Below are 20804 nucleotides of genomic sequence, written 5' to 3' on the forward strand. Positions count from 1 at the left end.
CACACGCTCGGACAGCATAGCCATAGCGCACCGAGAAAACGCATTCCCGAAATCCGGCACTCCGCCCGGTCCGGCGTGAAACGTACATGGACGCGCATTCGCAGCATGTGCTACAACGCAACGGCGTTTCGCGAATCGTCGAGAATTTCCCCGCCGGCCAAAGGGGTTTCGGATGTCGGGACACCGATCGTTGTTCAGAACCGTCGTGACCGCCGCGCTGCTCGTCCTGGCCGTGGGTGGCACGCCCCCGAGCGCCGGCGCGGCCACCGCGCCCGGAGCCGGCACCGCGGCGGCGGGCACGCCGAGTGCCGGCTGCGGCAAGAACCCCACGCTCACCAGCGGCAAGCGCACCATCCAGAGCAACGGCAAGAGCCGCGACTTCATCCTGAAGATCCCCGACACCTACGACAACAGCTCTCCGCACCGGCTGGCTTTCGGGTACCACTGGCTGGGCGGCACCGCCGAGCAGGTCGCCTCGGGCGGGAGCGACGGGTACGCCTGGGCCTACTACGGCATGCAGTCGCAGTCGGGCAACACCACGATCTTCGTGGCGCCGCAAGGCATCGGCAACGGCTGGGGCAACTCCGGCGGCGAAGACGTCACCTTCACCGACGACATGATCCGGCTCATCGAGAACGACCTCTGCGTCGACACGACGCAGCTGTTCTCCATCGGGTTCAGCTACGGCGGCGCGATGAGCTACGCGCTCGCGTGCGCCCGGGCGACCGTCTTCCGCGCGGTCGTGGCCATCGCCGCGCCCGGCGCGATCAGCGGCTGCAGCGGTGGCACCCAGCCCATCGCGTACATGGGAATCCACGGCGTGTCGGACAACATCGGGGCCGGCCGGGGACTGCGCGACACGTTCGTCAGGAACAACGGCTGCACCCCGCAGAACGCCCCCGAACCCGCTCCGGGCAGCAAAACCCATTACCTGACCGTCTATTCGGGCTGCCGGACCGGGTATCCGGTGGTCTGGGCGCCGTTCGACGGCGGCCACCAGCAGGGCCCGGTGGACGGCTGCACCGGCTGCGAGAGCGGCGCGAGGAGCTGGGACAAGGCCGAGATCTGGAAGTTCTTCAGCCAGTTCGACGGCAACCCGACCCCGCCGCCTCTGCCGCCGGTCCAGGTGGGCGTGAACTACTCCCTGGTCGCCGCGCACAGCGGCAAGTCGGCGGACATCAGTGGCGCGTCCACCGCGGCGGGCGCGGCGCTGATCCAGTGGTCGTCGCACACCGCGTCGAACCAGCAGTTCGACTTCCTGGCCTCCGCCGACGGGTACTACCGGATCCGGGCCCGGCACAGCGGGCTGGTCCTGCAGGTCGCCAGTTCGGCCTCGGGGGCGGACATCACGCAGCAGCCGGACAGCGACGCGGCGAGCCAGCAGTGGAAACCGGTGGATCAGGGCGGCGACGCGGTCAGCCTGGTGAACCGGCTGAGCGGCTTGGCGATGGACGTGTGGGGCGCGTCGACGGCCGACGGGGCGCGGATCTCGCAGTACGCCGCTTCCAGCGGCGCCAACCAGCGGTTCCAGCTCCAGCGCGCCTGATCGCGGCCGCTGCCGATCGGAGGACGACGATGCCGGATCTGACGCGCAGGCAGGCGATGCGGCTCGGTGCCGCGGGCGTGGGCGCCGCGCTGGTGCCCACGGCGTGGACGGCGACCGCACGGGCCGGGTCGGCCGCGCCCGCGGACGTCCGCGCGGTGAACGACCTGGCGCTGTGGTACGACAAGCCGGCGGGCACGGAGTGGCTGCGCGCGTTGCCGATCGGCAACGGCAGGCTGGGCGCCATGGTGTTCGGCAACACCGACACCGAACGCCTGCAGCTCAACGAGGACACGGTCTGGGCGGGCGGCCCGCACGACTACAGCAACGCCCAGGGCGCGGGGGCGCTCGCGCAGATCCGGCAGCTGGTGTTCGGGAACCAGTGGACGCAGGCGCAGTCGCTCATCGACCAGAAGATGCTCGGGACCCCCGCCGCCCAGCAGCCGTACCAGCCCGTCGGCACCCTCAGCCTCGCCCTTTCCGGCGGGAGCGGGGCGTCTTCGTACCAGCGGTGGCTCGATCTCACCACGGCCACGACGGTCGTGACCTACGTCGCGAACAACGTGCGCTACCGGCGGGAAGTGTTCGCCAGCGCGGCGGACCAGGTGATCGTCGTGCGCCTGACGGCCGAGACGCCGGGCTCGATCTCGTTCTCGGCGTCGCTGGCCACCCCGCAGCGGGCGACGGCGTCCAGCCCCGGCGCCTCGACGATCGGCCTGGACGGAGTTTCCGCGGACAGCCGCGGGATCGCCGGTTCGGTCCGGTTCCTCGCGCTGGCCGACGCCGTCGCCGAGGGCGGGACCACCAGCAGTTCCGGTGGCACGCTGCGGGTGTCCGGTGCCAACGCCGTCACCCTGCTGATCTCGGTCGGCACCAGCTACGTCGACTACCGCACGGTGAACGGGGACTACCAGGGCATCGCCCGCACCCGGCTGAGTGCCGCCCGGGCTCTCCCCTACGACTCCCTGCGCGGCCGTCACGTGGCCGACTACCAGAAGCTGTTCGGGCGCACCACCCTCGACCTCGGCCGCACCGCGGCGGCCGACCAGCCGACCGACGTCCGGATCGCGCAGCACAACACCGCCGACGACCCGCAGTTCTCCGCCCTGCTCTTCCAGTTCGGCCGCTACCTGCTGATCTCCTCGTCGCGGCCGGGCACCCAGCCGGCCAACCTGCAGGGCATCTGGAACGACCAGATGAACCCGTCGTGGGAGTCGAAGTACACGCTCAACGCCAACCTGCCGATGAACTACTGGCCGGCCGACGTGACCAACCTCGCCGAGTGCCACGAGCCGGTGTTCGGCATGATCGCCGACCTCGCGGTCACCGGCGCCCGCACCGCGCAGGTCGAATACGGCGCTCGCGGCTGGGTCACCCACCACAACACCGACGCGTGGCGCGGATCCTCCATTGTGGACTTCGCGCAGGCCGGCATGTGGCAGACCGGCGGGGCCTGGCTCGCCACCATGATCTGGGACCACTACCGGTTCACCGGCGACGTCGAATTCCTGCGCTCCCGTTATCCGTTGCTGAAGGGTGCCGCCCAGTTCTTCCTCGACACCCTGGTGACCGAACCGTCGCTGGGCTACCTCGTGACGAACCCGGCCAACTCGCCGGAACTGAACCACCACGCGAACGCGTCCGTGTGCGCGGGACCCACGATGGACATGCAGATCCTGCGCGACCTGTTCGACGGCTGCGCGGGCGCGTGCCAGGTGCTGGGCGTGGACGCCGCCTTCACCGACCAGGTCAAGGCGGCCCGGCAGCGGCTGGCGCCGATGAAGGTCGGCTCGCGCGGGAACATCCAGGAATGGCTCTACGACTGGGTCGAGACCGAGCAGAACCACCGGCACATCTCGCACCTGTACGGCCTGTACCCGAGCAACCAGATCAGCAAGCGCGGCACGCCCCCGCTGTTCACCGCGGCCCGCCGGACGCTCGAGCTGCGCGGCGACGACGGTACCGGCTGGTCGCTGGCCTGGAAGATCAACTACTGGGCGCGCATGGAGGAGGGTGGCAAGGCGCACGACCTGCTCCGGCTCCTCGTGCGGACGGACCGGCTGGCGCCCAACATGTTCGACCTGCACCCGCCGTTCCAGATCGACGGCAACTTCGGCGCGACGTCCGGCATCGCCGAGATGCTGCTGCACAGCCACAACGGCGAGCTGCACGTGCTGCCGGCATTGCCCCCTTCCTGGCCGGCCGGGAGCGTCGCGGGCCTGCGCGGGCGCGGCGGTTACACGGTCGGCGCGGCCTGGAGCGCCGGCTCGGCGACGCAGCTGACCATCACGCCCGACCGTGACGGCGACATCAAGGTGCGCAGCCGGATGTTCACCGCGGACTACGCGGTGCTCGACACGACGAGCGGCGCGGCTGTCCAGCCGGTGTCCGTCGAGCCCGACCTGGTCCGCTTCGCGGGCCAGGCAGGCCACACCTACCGCGCCACTTCCGTCGGCGGGCTGCCGCCGGTGGTGCAACCGGGGGTGAACTACCGGCTCGTCGCCCAGCACAGCGGCAAGCAGGCCGACATCAGCGGCGGCTCGACGAGTGCCGGGGCAGCCCTGATCCAGTGGGCGGCCACCAGCGGGCTCAACCAGCAGTTCGACTTCCTCGTCTCCGACGGCGGCTTCCACCGCATCCGGTCCCGCAGCAGCGGCCTGGTCCTGCAGGTGGCGTCGACGAGCACCGGCGCCGACATCACCCAGCAACCCGACACCGGCGCGCCGGCCCAGCAGTGGCAGGTGACCGACCAGGGCGGCGGCGTGGTGAGCCTGGTCAACCGGGCGAGCGGCCTCGCCATGGACGTCTGGGGCGCCTCGACCGCCGACGGCGCCCGCATCTCGCAGTGGACGGTGACCGGCGCGGCGAACCAGCGTTTCCAGCTTCAGCGCGTGTGACCAGCACCGAACTCGAAAGTCCGTGAATGGCACATCAAGGGACTCTACGTCTCTCGATGTGCCATTCACGGACTTGGAGTCATTCGTGCGGACTACGGCGTGGCCGCGCGGACGCGGTCCCTGCGGTGGCGCTGTGCCGCACTGGCCGTGGCCGCCGCCGCCCCGTTCGCCATCGGGCTCGCCGGGTCGGGTTTCCAGTGGCAGACCTCGCTCGCCGGCTACGGGGTCGTGGCCGTCGTCTGCGTCCTCGGGCCGGTCGCGGTGCAGGTGCTGCTGGCCCAGCGGGAACGCCTGCTCGCCGCCCCGCGGGAGCAGACGCGGTTCGCGGCGTCGGCCGCCCGGCTGCAGGAGCGGTCCCGGATCGCGCAGGAGATGCACGACCTGCTCGGGCACCGGCTCAGCCTCATCTCGCTCTACGCCGGCAGCCTCGAGCTCGACGCGGCGCAGCCGGCCGAGACCACCGAGCCCGCCCGGCTCATCCGGGGCACCGTGCAGACCGCGATGGACGAACTGCGCGCGACGCTCGGGATCCTCCGCCAGGACGAGGCGGACCTGACGCGCCCGGCGGACCGGACCGGCAGATCCGGGTCGAGCGGACACCCGGGGTGCTCACCCTGTTCGCCGAGGGCGGCGACGCGATCTTCACCGGCCGGGCCCGATGTTCCCTCGGCTTCAACGTCACCACCGGCAACGGGGACCCCGGCATCCTCACCGCCGACCACTGCGCCGCCGCCGGACGGCAGTGGTCCCTGGCGCAGGGCGGGCGACCGGTCGCCACCGTCAAACAGGCGACGTTTCCGGGCAACGGCGACTTCTCCCTGCTCACCTACAACGACACCGCGACCGACGCGCCCAGCGTCGTCGACACCGGCGGCGGCCGGACTGTGACCATCACGCGGGCGGCCGCGGCGAAGGTGAACCAGCAGGTGCTCCGGATGGGCAGCACCACCGGGCTGCACCAGGGCCGGGTCACGGCGCGCGGGGGATGTCCCGCGCCGCACGGGTCTCCGGCGCGTTCCGCGCACCAGACCAGCCGTAGCAAAAGTTCGTTGAGAGCCCGCTGAGAACGCTCACGAGCGAGCGTGAACCCCCCGGTACCGCGCAGCCGTGCCCTGGGAAGCCACCCCTTGAGGAGATCACGAATGACCGAGTCCACAGTCGTCACCGAGCGCCGCGCCGCTGTCGTCCGCAACGACGGCGAGTACCGGCTGGTCACCAACCAGGCCGTGCCGGCCCGCACGCTGCTGTTCACCCTCGAAGGCGAAGTCACGGCGACGCCGACGCGCTACACGGTCCAGCTCGACGCCGTCCACCACATCGACATGCCCGGCGACTGCCCGCTCGAGGAAGTGCTCGACCGCTATTCGTGGCGGTTCATGAACCACGCCTGCGAGCCGACCGCGGTGATCCGCGACCGGTCGGTGTTCAGCCTGCGCCCGATCCCGGCGTGGTCGGAGATCACCTTCCACTACGCCACCACCGAGTACGACATGGCCGAGCCCTTCACGTGCCAGTGCGGCGGCGACCGCTGCGACGGCGTCATCCAGGGCTTCCGGCACCTGCCGAAGGAGCGGCGCGAGGCGTTGCGCGCGCTGCTCTCGCCGTACCTGCTGGCCGTGCTCGACGGCCGGCTCGCCGAACCCGTCGGGGTGTGAGGAGTGAGCGAGGCGTTCCAGCCGGATGTGCCGGCCCGGGGTACCGCCGGGCCGGCACTCCTGCACCACTTCTTCGAGCAGTCGGCCCGCCGCCGGCCGGACGCGATCGCCCTCGACGTCCCGCCGTCCGGCGGGCGGGCGCGGCGCACCGTGACCTACCGCGAGCTGCTCCGGCGGTCCTCGGCCGCCGCCCGCGTGGTCCAGCAGGCCGTGCGGCGGCCGGGGATCGTCGCGATCCTCCTGTCCCGCGCGACGGAGGACCTCTACCTGGCGCAGCTCGGCGTGCTGCGGGCCGGCTCGGCGTACGTCTGCGTCGACCCGTCGTTCCCCGACGAGCAGCTGGCCCACATCCTCGACGACGCCGCGCCGGCGCTGCTCGTCACCGACCGGGCCGGGCAGGAGCGGGCGGTCCGGGCGGGCTACACCGGCGCGGTGCAGCGCGTCGACGGCCCGGCCAAGCCGGTCGGCCGGCCGGTCATCGCGCCGGCGGCGCCGCCGGGACTGGCTTACGTCATCTACACCTCGGGCACCACGGGCAAGCCGAAGGGCGTGCTCATCGGGCACCAGGGCGTGGTCAACCTGATCCGCTCGGACGTCGCCGAGTTCGGGCTCGGGCCCGGCGATCGCGTGGCCCAGGGGTCTTCGCCCGCGTACGACTCCTCGGTCGAGGAGGCGTGGATGGCGTGGGCGTGCGGCGCCACCGTCGTGGTGATGGACGACGAGACGGCGCGGCTCGGCCCCGACCTCGTGCCGTGGCTGCGGAACGAGCGGATCACCGTGCTCTGCCCGCCGCCGACCCTGCTGCGCGCGACCGCGTGCGAGAACCCGCGGCGGGAGCTGCCCGACCTGCGCCTGCTCTACGTCGGCGGGGAAGCCCTGCCCGACGACGTCGCCGAGCGCTGGGCCCCGGGCCGCCGGATGGTCAACGGGTACGGGCCGACCGAGTGCACGGTGACCTGCCTGCGCGCCGACGTCGAGCCCGGGAAGCCGGTCGCCATCGGCAAACCGGTGCCGGGCATGCGGGCCTGGGTCCTCGACGACAAGCTCGAACCCGTCAAGCCGGGCGAGAAGGGCGAGCTGTGCATGACAGGCGCCGGCCTGGCGCTGGGCTACCACGGCAAGCCGGAGCTGACGGCGGAGAAGTTCCCGCGGCACCCCCGGCTCGGCCGGCTGTACCGCACGGGCGACCTCGTGCACGCCGAAGCGGACGGCGGGCTCTTCTACCACGGCCGCATCGACTCCCAGGTCAAGCTGCGCGGCTACCGGATCGAGCTGGAGGCCATCGAGTCGTCACTGGCCCGGTTCCCCGGGGTGCGCGAGGCGGCGTGCCGGGTCCAGGGCGAGGGCGCCGGCCAGGTGATCGCCGCGCACCTGGTGCCCGACGGCGCCATGCCGGACCCGGCCGCGCTCAAGGAACACCTGCGCAAAGTCCTTCCGGTGTACATGATCCCGGCGGTCTTCGGCGAGGCGGAAACCCTGCCGCGCAGCGCCGGCGGGAAGCTGCGCCGCGACGACCTGCCGGTGCTGGCGGCCGGGCGGCGGCACGCGGCCAGGACCACCGGCACCGAGACCACCGGGAACGAGACCGAGGAGTTCATCGCGGCCGCCCTCCGCGAAGTGCTGGAAACGCCGGACGTCGGTGCCGACGACGACTTCTTCGACGACCTCGGCGGCAGCTCGCTGCAGGCGGCGATGCTCATCTCGAAGCTGCGCGTCAACCCGCTCACCGAAGCCATCGCCGTCCGGGACGTCTACCGTGCCCGCACGGTGTCGGGACTGGCGAAGCTGGCCGCCCCGGTGACCCACGACGAGATCGACGCGGTCGCGGCCCCGGCACGCAGCGCCGTCTCCATCACGATGGCGCAGGCGGCCTGGCTGTTCGCCGAACTGGCGATCGCCGCGCCGATCGGCTGGTTCGCCGTCTTCGTCGCGCTGCCGTGGCTGGCCGAGCGGATCGGCCTGGTGCCGTTGATCGTCCTGCTCCCGACCGCGCTCGTGGTGGTCGCCTTCGGCTGGACGCCGCTGGCCGTGTTCTTCGCCGTGCGGGCGAAACGGCTGCTCATCGGCAAGTTCGAGCCGACGCGGGTGCCGGTCTGGAGCGGGTTCCACCTGCGGCTGTGGATCGTCCGGCACCTGTTGCGGTTCGTGCCGTGGGGCACCATCGCCGGCACCGAGTTCCAGAACATGGCGCTGCGGAGGCTCGGCGCCCGGATCGGCAAACGCGTGCACATCCACCGCGGCGTCGACGTCGTCCAAGGCGGCTGGGACCTGCTCGACATCGGCGACGACGCCACCATCGGCCAGGACGCCCAGCTCGGCCTGGTCCAGCTGAGCGAGGGGCACCTCACGATCGGCCGGATCACCGTCGCCGGCGGCGCCACCGTGGACGTCCGCGCGGGCATGTCCCCCAACACCCGCCTCGGCCGCGGTTCCTGGCTCGCCGCGTTGTCGTCACTGCCGTCCGGGACCGCCGTTCCCGACGGACGGCGCTGGGACGGCGTCCCGGCGCACGACGCCGGCCCGGCGCCGCGCGTGCCCGTCCCGGTCGTCGGCGGCAGCGTGCTGTCGCCGTTCGCGCACGGGCTCGCCACCATCGCCGCCCGCGCGCTCTTCGCCTGGGTGTTCGCGCTGCCGCTCTCGATCGTCATGATCGCGTTGGTGCTGGCCTTCGACGTCACCTACCCGGCGCTGCTGGACGCGCTCACCCGGCCGTGGGCGCACCCGACGTTCCTGCTCGTCTTGGCCGCGGCCAGCTGCCTGTCGCTGCTGATCGGGGTCTGGGTCGAAGCGTTCTGCGCCCGCGCGCTCGGCCGGGTGGAGGAAGGCGTCATCAGCCGCTGGAGTCTCGCCTACATCCGGGTCAGCCTCAAGACCGGCCTGGTCACCACGGCCGGGAACTGGCTTTCCGGTGGGCTGTTCTGGCCGGTGTGGCTGCGCTGGGCCGGGATGAAGGTGGGCCGCGGCTGCGAGATCAGCACGATCATCGACGTCGTCCCGGAGCTGGTCGAGATCGGGCCGGACACGTTCTTCGCCGACGGCATCTACCTCGGCGGCCCCCGCATCCAGCAGGGCACGGTCACCCTCGCCCGGGTCCGGCTCGGGCACGACACGTTCCTCGGCAACCACGCCGTCATCCCGGGCGGGCAGCGGCTGCCACCGGACATCCTGATCGGCGTCTGCACGGTGGCCGACGACCGCATCATGCTGCCCGGCACGTCGTGGTTCGGCCACCCGCCGATCCTGCTGCCGCGCCGGGAGATCGTGGAAACCGACCGGAGCCTGACCCACGACCCGTCGTTCGCGCGGGTGGTCACCCGGGTGTTCTGGGAGTGGCTGCGGTTCGCGCTGCCGGTCGCCCCGCTGATCGTCATGACGGCCTGGTTCACCGGAATCGCCTACGCCGCCGGCGTGCTGCCGCTGGCCGCGTTCCTCTTCCCCGGCGCCGCCGTGGTGACGGTGGCGGCCGGGATCCTGCCGTGCCTGATCGTCCTCGCCCTCAAGTGGGGGCTGCTCGGGCGGGTCAAGCCGGGCGTGCACCCGCTGTGGTCCTGCTGGTGCAGCCGGTGGGACTTCCTCTACGTCGCTTGGGGTGTCATCGCGGGCGGCGTGCTGTCGGCGCTGGAAGGCACCCTGATGCTGCCGCTCTACCTGCGCCGCATCGGCATGGACATCGGCAAGCGCGTGGTGCTCGGCGAAGGCTTCGCCCAGGTCGTCGACCCCGACATGCTGCACTTCGGCGACGGCGCGACGGTCAGCGCGATGTTCCAGGCCCACACGTTCGAGGACCGCGTGCTCAAGATCGACCACGTGTACGTCGGAGCGCATTCGACCCTGTCACACGGCACGGTTCCGCTGTACGGGGCCGAAATCGGCGAGTACGCCTACGTCGCCCCGCACAGCGTCGTCATGAAGCAGGAGCGGCTGCTCCCCCGGCTGCGCTACGCGGGTGTCCCGACCAAGGAGCAGAAGGCCCCGTCGCCGCGGACGAACCCGGAGCCGATGACCCAGCCGCTGCGGCAGGCCGGGCGGCACCGGCCGGTTCCCGAACCCCCGACGCAGGCGTTCTGGCAGTTCGACCGGACCTTCGCGGTGCCCGGCGAGCAGCCGAGGGCCCGGTCACTGCCGGTGGGGTGGCGTGCCGCACCGGCGGCCGGTCCCCGGCACCAAGGGGGCGTCTGATCGGTGAAGCGGGATGCCGGCGGCGGCTGGGAGTGGGGGGCGAGCCGCCGCCGACCGATCCGTGCCGCGGTGGTCGTCGCGTTCCATGGGGGCCTCCCTTCCCGGGTTCTATACTCGGTACCGCGGGCGCCGGCCGGCATCGGCGAACCGGCTGGAACCGCCCGCCGGGCGGCTGGTGACGACCGGCCGGGACCCCTTCGAGGCGAACCACCGCGCTTGCCGGACGTCTCTGGAAGATGATCTCGCTATCGCCCAGGGAAGGACTGGTGGGTTGGCCCTCTTGACGAGCCGGCCGCCGGGCACCGATGCGGCGACCCCGGACGAACATCCGCCTGGCCGGCTGCGGCGGCACCGGCGGTGGTGGTTCGCGCTCGCCGTCGTCGCGCTGCTCGCCCAGATGGCGATCGCCATGGTCACGACGGCCGTCGAGCAGTCCCCGACCATCGACGAGCCGGTCTACGTGGGCACCGCCGTGTACTCCCTGCAGCAGCACAGCCTGCGGTACAACCCGGAGCACCCGCCGCTGGGCAAGCTGATCATCGCGACCGGGCTGGTCTTCGCCGGCGCGCACGTCGACCCCGCCTTCGACGGCGACCAGACCCAGCTCGGCCGGCGTGTGCTGTACGAGTCGGGCAACGACCCGGGCCGGCTGATGTCGGCGGCCCGGCTGCCGATGATCGTGCTGACTCTGTTGTTCGGGCTGGTCGTCTTCGCCTTCGCCCGTGATCTGACCGGTTCCGCCGGCGGGCTGGCCGCGCTGGCCCTGTACGCGTTTTCCCCCGACCTCATCGCGCACGGGTCCCTGGCCACTCTGGACGTGCCGGCGGCCGGGTTCCTCCTGACGTCGGCCTGGCTGCTGTGGCGGGCCCGGCGCCGTCCCGTCCTCCACCTCCCGCCGGCCGGGCTGGCCCTCGGCGCGGCCGTGGCCACGAAGATGAGCGCCCTGGCCGCCGTCCCCGTGGTGATGCTCCTCGCCGTGCTGTCGGTCTGGCACGCCCGGCGCGCTCCCGGCGATGGTCCACGCAGGACGGTCCGGAACCTCGGGCTCGGCGTAGCGGCGGCCGCCGGCGTGGCACTGATCGCGGTCGCCGTCGTGTGGGCGTCCTATCTCGCCGTGGATCCGCGGCTGCGCTGGGCGGCACCGCCGGGCCTCCCGCCCGTCCAGGGCCTGCGCGCCCTCGTCGAGTGGCTGCCGTTCCCCCGGCCCTACCTCGACGGGATGCGCGTCCAGTTCGGCTTCGAGGACCAGGTCTGGACCACCTTCCTGTTCGGCAGGCTCCACGTCGGCTCGCTGTGGTACTACCTCCCGGCCGCACTGCTGGTGAAGACGCCGCTGGGCGCGCTGGCGCTCTGGCTGGCCGGCGCCGTCGTGCTGGTGGCGGTTCCGCGGCTGCGCCCGGCGGCACCGTACGTCCTCGTCCCCTCGGCCGTGCTGCTGGCCGTGGCGATGACGGGCAGCCGTGACCTCGGCGTCCGGTACGCGGTCTTCCTGCCGATGTTCCTGGCGGTCGCGGCGGCCGGCGTGGTCGCGATCCGCCGGCGCTGGGCGTACGTCGCCGTGGCCGCGCTGGTCGGGTTCTCCGCGGTCAGCTCGCTGCGGACGTTCCCGTACTACCTGCCGTACTCCAACGAGGCGTTCGGCGGCCCGGCGGAGACCCACCGGTGGCTGCACGACTCCAACGTCGACTGGGGCCAGGACCTGGGCCGGCTGGCCGACCGCCTGCGGCGGGACCACGCGGGTGAGCGGGTCTGGCTCGTCTACAAGGGCAGCGGCGTGCCGTCCTCCTACGGCATCGACGCCGCCGACCCGTTCGGCGTGCCGCCGGACGAGGTGCGCGGGCTGCTCGTCGTCTCGGATTCCGCCGCCGCCAAGGCCGACGGCCGCCTGGCCGCGCTGATCCACGAAAGCACGCCGATCGGCGAAGTCGGCCACTCCATCACGCTCTACCGCCGGCCGTGACCCGGCGATCGACAGGACGAGTTCAAGCTCTTCCGGCACAACCCCGAGGTGGACAAGGTCATCGCCCACGACACCGGCTATCCGGACGCGCCCCCGGTGGTGATCTGGGCCAAGACCACCCGCCGAGCCGACGATTTCACGAATTACGGAGAACCGACGCACGATTTCCGCATTGAACACGCCACGCCCCATTGTCAACGTTGACGGCCGATCTTGTCCGGACACTTCTTTGTCATAGCAAGGTATTGCTGTCGGCCAGTAGCATCCGGCGCGAACACGTCCGCAACACGAGGGAAAGGGACGAATGCGTAAGACCACCAAGTCGCTCGGTGTACTGGCCGCCGCTGTCGCACTTCCTCTGACGATGAGCGGTACGGCGTGGGCCGACATTCCTTTCGACCAACCGGTCAACGGACGCGCCACCTACTACAACGACGCGGGCTTCGGCGCCTGCGGCACGCAGATCAACGCCGCCACCCAGATGCTCGTCGCGGCCCCGGCCGCGTACTGGACGACGGCCAACCCGAACAACGACCCGCTGTGCCGGGGCGTGTCCATCCGGGTGTCCTACAACGGCCGGTCCATCACCGTGCCCGTGGTCGACAAGTGCCCGAGCTGCGACAGCGCGCACATCGACCTCAGCCAGCCGGCATTCGCCCAGCTGGCGGACACCAATCTGGGCAACATCCCGGTGACCTGGACGTTCGTGCACTCGTGACCCCCGTGCCGGCCTCCGGCGGCACCGCCGGAGGCCGGCCTATCACCCTCCAGGCCCCGGCAAAGTCGTTTCCGCAGTTCAGAGAATCCGCGACGTCGTGAACGACTCTTTCCTGTCGTCGGACGCCATGAACGAGTCGTTCACGACATCCGATGACCACCGCGAAGGCCCCTTCCCCGCACGGAACGAACGGAGGTCGAACCCATGCTTTCCAGGAGGTTCTTCGCTATCGCCGCGGCGATCGTGGTGGCGTTGACCGTGAGCTCACCGGCGGCTCCGGCCACCGCGGCGGGCAACCACACCGTCACGTTCGTCAACCGCTCCGGCCAGACGCTCTGGCTCGGCAGCACCGTGAACGCCGACCAGTCCGTCAACTTCGCGAACCTGCCGACACTGGCGAACGGGCAGTCGGCGACCGTGACGATCCCGGAAACGTCGGCGCCCGGGCACTGGCGGGGGAAGTTCTTCGCGCGCCAGGGTTGCACCGGCACCTCGGGCCAGAACTTCCACTGCGTGGTCGGCGACTGCGGCGTCTACGCCGACCACTGCGCGACCGGTGAACAGCCGGCCAGCCTGGCCGAGTTCAACTTCGACACGGCCGACGGCCTCGCCCCGTGGTACGACGTCAGCTACGTCAACGCGTTCTCGCTGCCGATCACGATCGAGCCGGTCAACGCGACCGTGCCGCCGGGTTCGGCGTCGTGCGGCACCGCCGGCTGCCCGGAGAACCTGCTGCCCTACTGCCCGGCCGGAGACCGCCAGTACTCCCCCGGCGGCACGCTGGTCAACTGCGTCAACCCGGACCGCGACGCGCCCACGAGCTACAGCGACACGATCAAGTCGCACTGCCCGAAGGCGTACGCCTGGTCCACACAGGACACCGAGCCGGGCAACCAGACGGTGTACCAGTGCGCCTCCTGCACCGGCTTCACGATCACCTTCCACGGCGGTTCCTGACGCCGTCACGGCGGCAAGCCCCACCGCTCTTCCCCGAAGTTCGTGAAGGCCACCTTGAGGAACTCTACGTTCCTCAAGGTGGCCTTCACGAACTTTCACGCCCGTGACGTCGGCGGATTGCCTTCGTCCGGCTGGGCGACGCCCGTCCGGCCCGCTCGCGGTGCACTGCAGCGCCGGGCGGGACCGGACCGGGGTGCTCGTGGCGCTCGCGCTGAGCGTCGCCGGCGTGCCACCCGCTTCGATCGCCGCGGACTACGCGCGCACCGACGGCTGCAGCGGCGACACGATGCTCCGGATGCTGAGCCACCTGGACGACCGTCACGGCGGCGCGCGCACTTACCTGCCGGCGGGCGGAGCGACCGGCGCCCAGCTCGAGCGGGCAAGGAACCGGCTGCTTTCCCAGCGGTTCTTCACCCCCATTTCGAATGGTACCGTGATGCCGGTGAAACGCCAGATCCGGACGCCGCGGGTGGGCACAATTCGAGGGGTGTGAATTTCCGACCGTTCCGGACTGCCGGACGATTCATGATCGGCGGCAGTGTGACGCGGATATTCGCCGTGCTCGCATTGTGGGGGCTATCAGGATGGGCACCGAACAAATCGGGAGGTCCTGACATGCAGCGAAAACGGAAGAAGACGGCGGGCGCGCTCGCGGCCGTGGTGGTGGCGAGCTTGGCACAGTCCATGCCCGCGGTGGCGGCACCGGCCGCCGTTTCCCCGGTGCCCGGCGGTCCCGGGCAGACCGTCACGTTGATCACCGGCGACAAGGTGCGGGTGCTGCCGAATCCCCGCGGGGCGAGCCCGGTCGTGATCGAACCGGGCCCTGGCCGCGACCGGATCGGCTTCCTCCGCGAAACGAATACCGGCACGAAACCCGGCGACATCACCGTGGTGCCGTCGGACGCGCTGGCGCTGGTGGCGTCCGGCAAGCTGGATTCCCGGCTGTTCGACGTTTCCGAGCTGCTGCGGCAGCACCTCGCCGACTCCGCGCCACAACTCCCCCTGATCCTCACCGATTCGGCAGGGGCCGCCGCCGAAGCTCCCCCCGCCACCACGACGGTCCGCGACCTGCCGAGCGTGCACGGCACGGCCCTGCGCCAAGACAAGCGCCGTGCCACGGAGTTCTGGACCTGGCTCACCGCGCGGGCCGGGGTCGGCAAGCTGTGGCTGGACGGCCTGGCCACGCCGGCCCTCGACGTCAGCGTGCCGCAGATCGGCGGCCCGGCCGCCTGGCAGGCGGGCTACACCGGCAGCAGTGTGACGGTCGGCGTGCTCGACACCGGCGTCAAGGCCGACCACCCGGACCTGGCCGGCAAGGTCGTGGAGGCGAAGGACTTCACCGGGACCAGGCCGGACGCGAGCGACGACCTCGGGCACGGCACGCACGTCGCCGGCATCATCGCCGGCACCGGAGCCGCCTCCGGGGGCCGCTACCGCGGGGTGGCGCCGGACGCGCGGCTGATCAGCGGCAAGGTCTGCGTCGCCTACGGCTGCCCGGAGTCCGCGGTGATCGCCGGCATGGAGTGGATCGCCCCGAAGGTGCGCGTGGTCACCATGAGCCTCGGCGGCGAAGCGACCGACGGCACGGATCCGGTGTCCCAGGCGGTGAACGCGCTCACCGGCCGGTACGGCACGTTGTTCGTCGCCCCGGCGGGCAACGACCGTTCGAACGACCTGCCCGAACCGGGGCCGGTCGTCGCGCCCGCCGCCGCGGACGCGGCGCTCGCGGTCGGCAGCGTGTCGGCCCAGGACACCACCAGCGCGTTCTCGAACCGTGGCCCCCGGCTCGGCGACTACGCGCTCAAGCCCGACCTCGCCGCGCCCGGCGAAGGCATCGTCTCGGCCAGGGCCGCGGGCACCCGCGACGGCGACATCGCTCCGGTCGACGAGAACTACACCAGGCTGTCCGGCACGTCGATGGCGGCGCCGCACGTCGCCGGTTCGGCGGCGCTGCTGCTCCAGCGGCACCCGGACTGGCTCGCCGATCGGCTCAAGACCACGCTGACGAGCACCGCCCACGCCACCGCCGACGTCGTCGAGCAGGGCGCCGGCCGGGTCGACGTGGGACGCGCGGTCACCCAGCAGGTCACCGCGACCACCGGGAGCCTCGGCTACGGCTTCGTCGCCTGGCCACGCGCCCAGTCCGTCACGAAGACCGTGACCTACCGCAACGACGGCGACGCGGCCGTCACCCTGGCCCTCGCCACCACCGCCGCGCTGTTCACGCCGTCGGTGCCGTCCGTGGTGGTCCCCGCCCACGGTGCCGCCGACGTCGGCGTCACCCTCCGGCCCGGCGCGGCCGGCGCCGGCCAGTACGGCGGCCGGCTGACCGCGACGGCACCCGGGATCAGCGTGCAGACCGCGCTCGGCGCCTTCCTGGAAGCCGAAAGCTACGACGTGTCCGTCCGGCTGATCGGCCGGGACGGGCGGTTCACGGTGGGCGTCGCCACCCTGGTCGACACCGCGACCGGGGCCGCCTTCGGGGTGCGGCCGTTCCGCTCCGACGGCACGGCCGTGGTGCGCGTGCCGAAGGGACGCTACGACCTCAACGCGTTCGACGTGTCCGGTGATCCGGCGGGCCAGACCCGGCCGGCCGCGGTGACGCTGCTGTCCCGGCCCGGTCAGCCGGTGACCGGCGATGTCGCGTTCACGCTCGACGCGCGGGCGGGCAAACCCGTGCGCGCGGCGGTCGATCGCGCGGACGCGCGGCTGCAGGGCGGCGAACTGGGCCTGGTGTCCGGAAATCCGGGCGGGACCCGCACCAGCACGCTCGCCTGGACCGTCCAGCCGGGCAACGAGCTGTACGCGGTGGGCTCGGACCGCGAGGTCACCGACCACACCTACGCGCTGTACTTCCGGGCCACCCTGGCCGCCCGGCCACCCGGTGTGGATCCGAACGGTTACGTCTACCAGCTGGCACTCCTCGAGCGCGGCCGCGTTCCGGCCGACCCGGTCTTCCGGGTACGCGACCGGGACCTCGCGGTGGTCGACACCCGTTACCACACGCAGGGCAAACCGGCGAACGGGCTGCGCGTCGACGACTCCACCTTCGGCTTCCCGGGCGCCGACACCTCCACGTACCTGGTCTCGGCGCAGACCCTGCCGAGCCGGCGCACGGAGTACTACACCGCCGGGCCCGGCGTGAGCTGGCAGCACATCGTGGCGGTGTACCCGACCCCGCTGACCGACGCGGAGAACAACTACTCGTACCGGACCTACCGGCCCGGCCCCCAGCGCTCCGGCTGGAACCGCGCCCCGGTCGGGCCCGCCTTCGGCGCGCTCCAGGACGGCTGGGGTGTGCTCCGCGCCGGGAACCAGCTGACGTACGCGATCCCGCTGGTGTCGGGCAGCGACCCGCAGCAGTACACCTCGCCACCGGGCGGCCTCACCGGCACGGCGACGCTGTCCCGCGACGGCGTTCCGCTGGGCACCTCCGCGAGCCCGGCCTTCGGGGCGTTCGCCATCCCGGACGGCCCGGCCACCTACACCCTGCGGTCCGTCGCCACGCGCGACGTGCCGTGGTCGGTGGTGGGCACCGCGGTGGACGTGGCGTGGACGTTCCGCGAACCGGGTCTGGCGGCGCCGGCAAAACCGTTGCCGCTGCTGGTGGTCCGGGCCGAGGGCGCGGTCGACGACCAGAGCCGGGCCCCGGCCGGGAAGCCGTTCGTGCTCGCGCTGACCGCACAGCGGCAGCCGGGTGCCGGCGAGTTCCGGCTGGCGGACCTGCGGGTCGAGACGTCCGCCGACGACGGCACGACCTGGACGCCGGTACCCGCCGTCCGGATCGGCAACGGCGGGCTCGCGCTGGTGCGCAACCCGGCGGGCGAAGGGTTCGTGTCGTTGCGGATCACCGCCCGCGACACGGAAGGCAACGCGGTCAGCCAGACAGTGATCAGGGCGTACCAGACAACACCGTGACAGCGACCGCGGCGAGCGGCACGACGAAGGCGGCCCCGGTCAGGAACCTCAGTTCCCGGCCGTGGGCCCGCCACTCGCCGTCCCAGCCGTTCTCACCGTCGTAGCGCAGGTTCGCCGTCGTCATCAGGGCCCGGCCGATGCCGAACCCGGCGCCCGCGCACAGGGCGGCGGCCACCGAAGCCGTGAGGGCCACGGCGACCGCGGCGACGTACGGCAGCCCGCTGGGCAGGTAGGTGCGGGCGCCGGTGCCCATTTCGAACCCGAACTGCAGCGGGCCGAGGTGCCGGCCGAGCCGGAACACGGTGTCCGGCACCAGCCGCCGGTTTTCCGGCAGCCGGAACGACCACACGCCCGTTTCCCGCAGCAGCACCGCACCGAGCGCGGCCGCCACCACGGCCCAGCGCACGAAGTCCGGCAGGGGTGCGCGCAGCAGCGATCCCGCCACGAGGAGAACCGTCGCGGTCAGGGCGCCGCCGCAGACCAGTCCCGCGCAGAACGCCACCACCGGAGTGCCTCGCCAGACCGGCGAGCTCAGCACGAAGGCCGAGTTCCGGCTTCAACTGGAGCCGCTGGTGGCGAACCCCGCGGCCGCGCACAGGACGAGCCACGCGCTCGGCAGCAGCCAGCCCGGCCGGGCGAGCAGGAGTGCGCCCGTCACCCCGGCGGCGGCGAGCGCGAGCCCGGCGGCGATCGTCAGCGGGTGCCACCGGCGCCGCGGAACCGCGCGCATCAAAGGGCGGCGCGGCAGATCGTCAGGTACGTCTGGCCGGTGTACCCGCCGCCCCAGAAGGTGGAGAAGCCGTCCGAGCAGCGGTAGACCTTCTGGTCCGGTGTCGTCCACCGCCACGCGTTCTTGCCCACGAACTGGCCGCAGGTGTTGGCCACCGGCTGATGGTCGACCTGGATGCCGCCCTCGTTCCAGGTGCCGTACTTGTGCCACCCGGCGTCGCAGTAGGTGCTTCCCCGCCAGAAGCCGCCGAAGCAGGCGGCGTAGGCGTTGACGTAGGCGCCGCTGGTGTCGGGCAGCTCGGCGTAGCCGGTCGGATAGGCGTCGTGGCAGTCGTTGCGGTCGAAGCCCGGCATGCCGTACGGGCTGAACTCGGCGTTCGCCTTCCGGACCCGGGACAGGCCCGACCAGTCGAGCGCGGTCGCGCCGAGCGTCAGCGCGCCGAGCGCCACCGCGCGCAGGAACGTCCTCCTCGTGCCACCCGCCTTCAGCTTCCGTCCCGCGCGGGTGCCTCCGGCGTCCGGTCCGGGCCGGTCAAGACCGGGAATGCGCGCCAACTCCAGCGTCACCGCTATCGCCTCCTGCCTTCGGGACGGCCCATTCGGCCAGGGTGGTGTCCACTTCGCCGGCCCGGACCGGGAGCAGCATCCGGCGGACGCGGCCGGTCCCGTCGAGCAGCATCAGCACCGGTGGCGCGAGGTGGGAGACCGAACGCCACGCTTCGCCGTCGCTGACCACCGGCAGGCCGTGGGCCAGGTCCGCCCACGTCGTGCCGGGTTCGTGGGTCAGCAGGGTCGCTTCCGCGCCGAGCCCGGCCAGCCGTTCCACCACCGTCAGGCACAGCGGGCAGCCGGAATCGACCGCCGCCACGATCCGGCCGCCGTCCCCGGCGAACCGCGGGCCGAGGACCAGATCCGGGGGCACGGCGACGAACCCGTCCGTCGTCCGGGTGACCATCCCGCGCAGCAGCCGGACTTCGCGCAGGACGGCGGCCAAGCCGAAGAACAGCAGGATGATCGCCGCCCAGGTGAGGACGGTGACCGCGGTCGTCGGGGTCATCGGCGGTCCCAGGCGACGTCGATCTCGTCGAGCCAGTCGAGCCGTTGCCGCTCGGTCTTCGCCGCCGTGTCCGCGAGGTGGACCTCGGCCACGCCCGCCGGGCACCCGAGGACGAACGAGCGCGCGGAATCCCCGGCGTACGCCGATTTCCAGACCTCGCCGTGTTTCGTGCGGGCGCCCGCGTGCCGCGGGATCAGGCCCGCCGCGTGCCGCGGCGCGGGGATGGACAGCGCGCCGTGGTCCTTCACCACGACCACGAAGTGTTCGTTCGCCGAGTCCAGCAGCGTCGCCGTTTGGGGGACGACGGTCATGCCGCCGGCGTGGTCTTCGATCCGCAGCGAACCGAACAGCGCGAGCACACGGTCGCGGCGGGGCGCCGGTCCGGCGTACACCGTCATCAGTTCGTGGTAGGTGCCGATCAGGGTGGCCAGCGACGACTGCCCGTCGCGGGCCTCGGCGACGATCACCTCCCGGCCGTGCACGACCAGGCGTTCGCGGGTTTCGGCCGGTGCGACATGCGTGCAGGCGAAGTCGTGGTAACCGCGTGGCCCGATCTGGAACCCGGTGCCGAACGAACCGCCGACGAAACGGACTCCGGCCACCACGTGGGAAACGGGGGCCGCCGCGGAAAGGCCCACGGTCACCCGGTCACCGCTCGGCGCCACCAGTCGCAGCCGTTGTGTCGCCATGAGACCTCCGATTCCCCCGGAATCCGCCCGGCGAGACTAGCCGACGGATTCGACCGCGGCCACGATCGTTCCGGAACGGTTTCCGAATTGCTCCGATCGGGGGACGGCAATTTTGTCAGCGAATACAGTGGTTCCATGAACGTTTTCTGGCCGGCGGGAATGACCGTCCTGACCGCACTCGGGGCGATTCTCCTGGCCGTGGCCGGCGTGGCGCACGCCGCGCGGCCGCGGGAGCACCGGGCGGTGCTGCGAGTCCACCGCTTGCTGCCACCGGCGTGGACGGCTTTCGCGGCGCCGGCGACCGCCGTCACGGAGGTCCTCGTGGGCGTGGCCGTCCTCGCGTTCCTGCTCGCGGACCCGGCGGCCGCGGTTCTGCCCGCTGCTGCCCAAGCGGTCTTGTACTGCGCCTTTGCCGTCTACGCAGCCGTGCTGCGGACGCACCGGCCGGGCGTGCCGTGCGGCTGCTTCGGCGCGGAGAAGGTGTCGTGGGTGGTGGTGTCCC

16 protein-coding genes and 2 pseudogenes are annotated in these 20804 nt (G+C 72.1%); 13 read left to right on the forward strand and 5 right to left on the reverse strand.

Annotated features, from left to right (window positions below):
* The first annotated feature begins 172 nt into the window (after positions 1-172).
* The 12 genes and pseudogenes from A3CE_RS0105130 (at position 173) to A3CE_RS0105180 (ending at position 17827) form a co-directional block, all read left to right on the forward strand.
* Positions 173-1546 carry an RICIN domain-containing protein gene (locus A3CE_RS0105130; RefSeq protein WP_026468159.1) on the forward strand — a complete coding sequence of 458 codons (1374 nt, stop codon included), beginning with the start codon at positions 173-175 and terminating at the stop codon, positions 1544-1546.
* A gap of 29 nt (positions 1547-1575) precedes the next feature.
* Positions 1576-4440, forward strand: a complete 2865-nt coding sequence (locus tag A3CE_RS0105135; protein WP_026468160.1) for a glycosyl hydrolase family 95 catalytic domain-containing protein — start codon at positions 1576-1578, stop codon at positions 4438-4440.
* A 267-nt stretch (positions 4441-4707) separates the two neighbouring features.
* A pseudogene (locus tag A3CE_RS59750) lies at positions 4708-4971 on the forward strand (histidine kinase); the annotation flags it as partial.
* A 74-nt stretch (positions 4972-5045) separates the two neighbouring features.
* Positions 5046-5504 carry a S1 family peptidase gene (locus A3CE_RS58345; RefSeq protein ID WP_020638997.1) on the forward strand — a complete coding sequence of 153 codons (459 nt, stop codon included), beginning with the start codon at positions 5046-5048 and terminating at the stop codon, positions 5502-5504.
* Positions 5505-5582: 78 nt separating this feature from the next.
* Complete coding sequence (locus tag A3CE_RS0105145) at positions 5583-6095, forward strand: SET domain-containing protein-lysine N-methyltransferase (protein ID WP_020638998.1); 513 nt, start codon at positions 5583-5585, stop codon at positions 6093-6095.
* A 3-nt stretch (positions 6096-6098) separates the two neighbouring features.
* Positions 6099-10274 carry a non-ribosomal peptide synthetase gene (locus tag A3CE_RS0105150; protein ID WP_020638999.1) on the forward strand — a complete coding sequence of 1392 codons (4176 nt, stop codon included), beginning with the start codon at positions 6099-6101 and terminating at the stop codon, positions 10272-10274.
* 271 nt (positions 10275-10545) lie between these two features.
* Positions 10546-12234 (forward strand): phospholipid carrier-dependent glycosyltransferase, encoded by a 1689-nt coding sequence (locus A3CE_RS0105155; RefSeq protein ID WP_020639000.1) that lies wholly within the window; start codon positions 10546-10548, stop codon positions 12232-12234.
* A gap of 48 nt (positions 12235-12282) precedes the next feature.
* A complete protein-coding gene (locus tag A3CE_RS56160; protein WP_157376769.1) occupies positions 12283-12438 on the forward strand; it encodes a hypothetical protein in 156 nt (51 codons plus the stop codon).
* Between the two features lie 100 nt (positions 12439-12538).
* The gene (locus A3CE_RS0105160; RefSeq protein ID WP_020639001.1) at positions 12539-12952 is read left to right on the forward strand and encodes a cysteine/serine endopeptidase inhibitor; all 414 of its coding nucleotides are present in this window, start codon (positions 12539-12541) and stop codon (positions 12950-12952) included.
* 204 nt (positions 12953-13156) lie between these two features.
* On the forward strand, positions 13157-13909 hold the full coding sequence (locus A3CE_RS0105165) for a thaumatin family protein (RefSeq protein ID WP_020639002.1): 753 nt from the start codon (positions 13157-13159) through the stop codon (positions 13907-13909).
* Positions 13910-14012: 103 nt separating this feature from the next.
* The gene (locus A3CE_RS50205; RefSeq protein WP_245589432.1) at positions 14013-14402 is read left to right on the forward strand and encodes a tyrosine-protein phosphatase; all 390 of its coding nucleotides are present in this window, start codon (positions 14013-14015) and stop codon (positions 14400-14402) included.
* A 122-nt stretch (positions 14403-14524) separates the two neighbouring features.
* On the forward strand, positions 14525-17827 hold the full coding sequence (locus A3CE_RS0105180; protein WP_020639004.1) for a S8 family serine peptidase: 3303 nt from the start codon (positions 14525-14527) through the stop codon (positions 17825-17827).
* Here the strand turns inward: A3CE_RS0105180 and A3CE_RS0105185 are convergent.
* Genes A3CE_RS0105185 through A3CE_RS0105205 form a run of 5 tightly spaced genes read right to left on the reverse strand, consistent with a single transcriptional unit; the run spans position 17802 to position 20302 of the window.
* The gene (locus tag A3CE_RS0105185) at positions 17802-18365 is read right to left on the reverse strand and encodes a hypothetical protein (protein ID WP_020639005.1); all 564 of its coding nucleotides are present in this window, start codon (positions 18363-18365) and stop codon (positions 17802-17804) included. The genes A3CE_RS0105180 and A3CE_RS0105185 overlap by 26 nt on opposite strands.
* Positions 18366-18383: 18 nt before the next feature.
* A complete protein-coding gene (locus A3CE_RS57325; protein ID WP_020639006.1) occupies positions 18384-18557 on the reverse strand; it encodes a hypothetical protein in 174 nt (57 codons plus the stop codon).
* Positions 18557-19123: a hypothetical protein gene (locus tag A3CE_RS0105195; RefSeq protein ID WP_026468161.1), complete on the reverse strand. Its 567-nt coding sequence runs from the start codon at positions 19121-19123 to the stop codon at positions 18557-18559. The genes A3CE_RS57325 and A3CE_RS0105195 overlap by 1 nt, the downstream gene beginning before the upstream one ends.
* Positions 19089-19613 carry a hypothetical protein gene (locus A3CE_RS0105200; RefSeq protein ID WP_020639008.1) on the reverse strand — a complete coding sequence of 175 codons (525 nt, stop codon included), beginning with the start codon at positions 19611-19613 and terminating at the stop codon, positions 19089-19091. Before A3CE_RS0105200 ends, A3CE_RS0105195 begins: the two co-directional genes overlap by 35 nt.
* Positions 19610-20302, reverse strand: coding sequence for a hypothetical protein (locus A3CE_RS0105205; protein ID WP_020639009.1), 693 nt, complete (start codon positions 20300-20302; stop codon positions 19610-19612). The genes A3CE_RS0105200 and A3CE_RS0105205 overlap by 4 nt, the downstream gene beginning before the upstream one ends.
* Positions 20303-20461: 159 nt before the next feature.
* On the opposite strand from A3CE_RS0105205, the pseudogene A3CE_RS59755 reads away from it, so the two are divergent.
* Positions 20462-20779: pseudogene (locus A3CE_RS59755) on the forward strand (MauE/DoxX family redox-associated membrane protein); the annotation flags it as partial.
* Between the last annotated feature and the right edge of the window lie 25 nt (positions 20780-20804).

It is taken from the genome of Amycolatopsis balhimycina FH 1894 (genome assembly GCF_000384295.1).
In the GTDB taxonomy this organism is placed as follows: Bacteria; Actinomycetota; Actinomycetes; order Mycobacteriales; family Pseudonocardiaceae; genus Amycolatopsis; species Amycolatopsis balhimycina.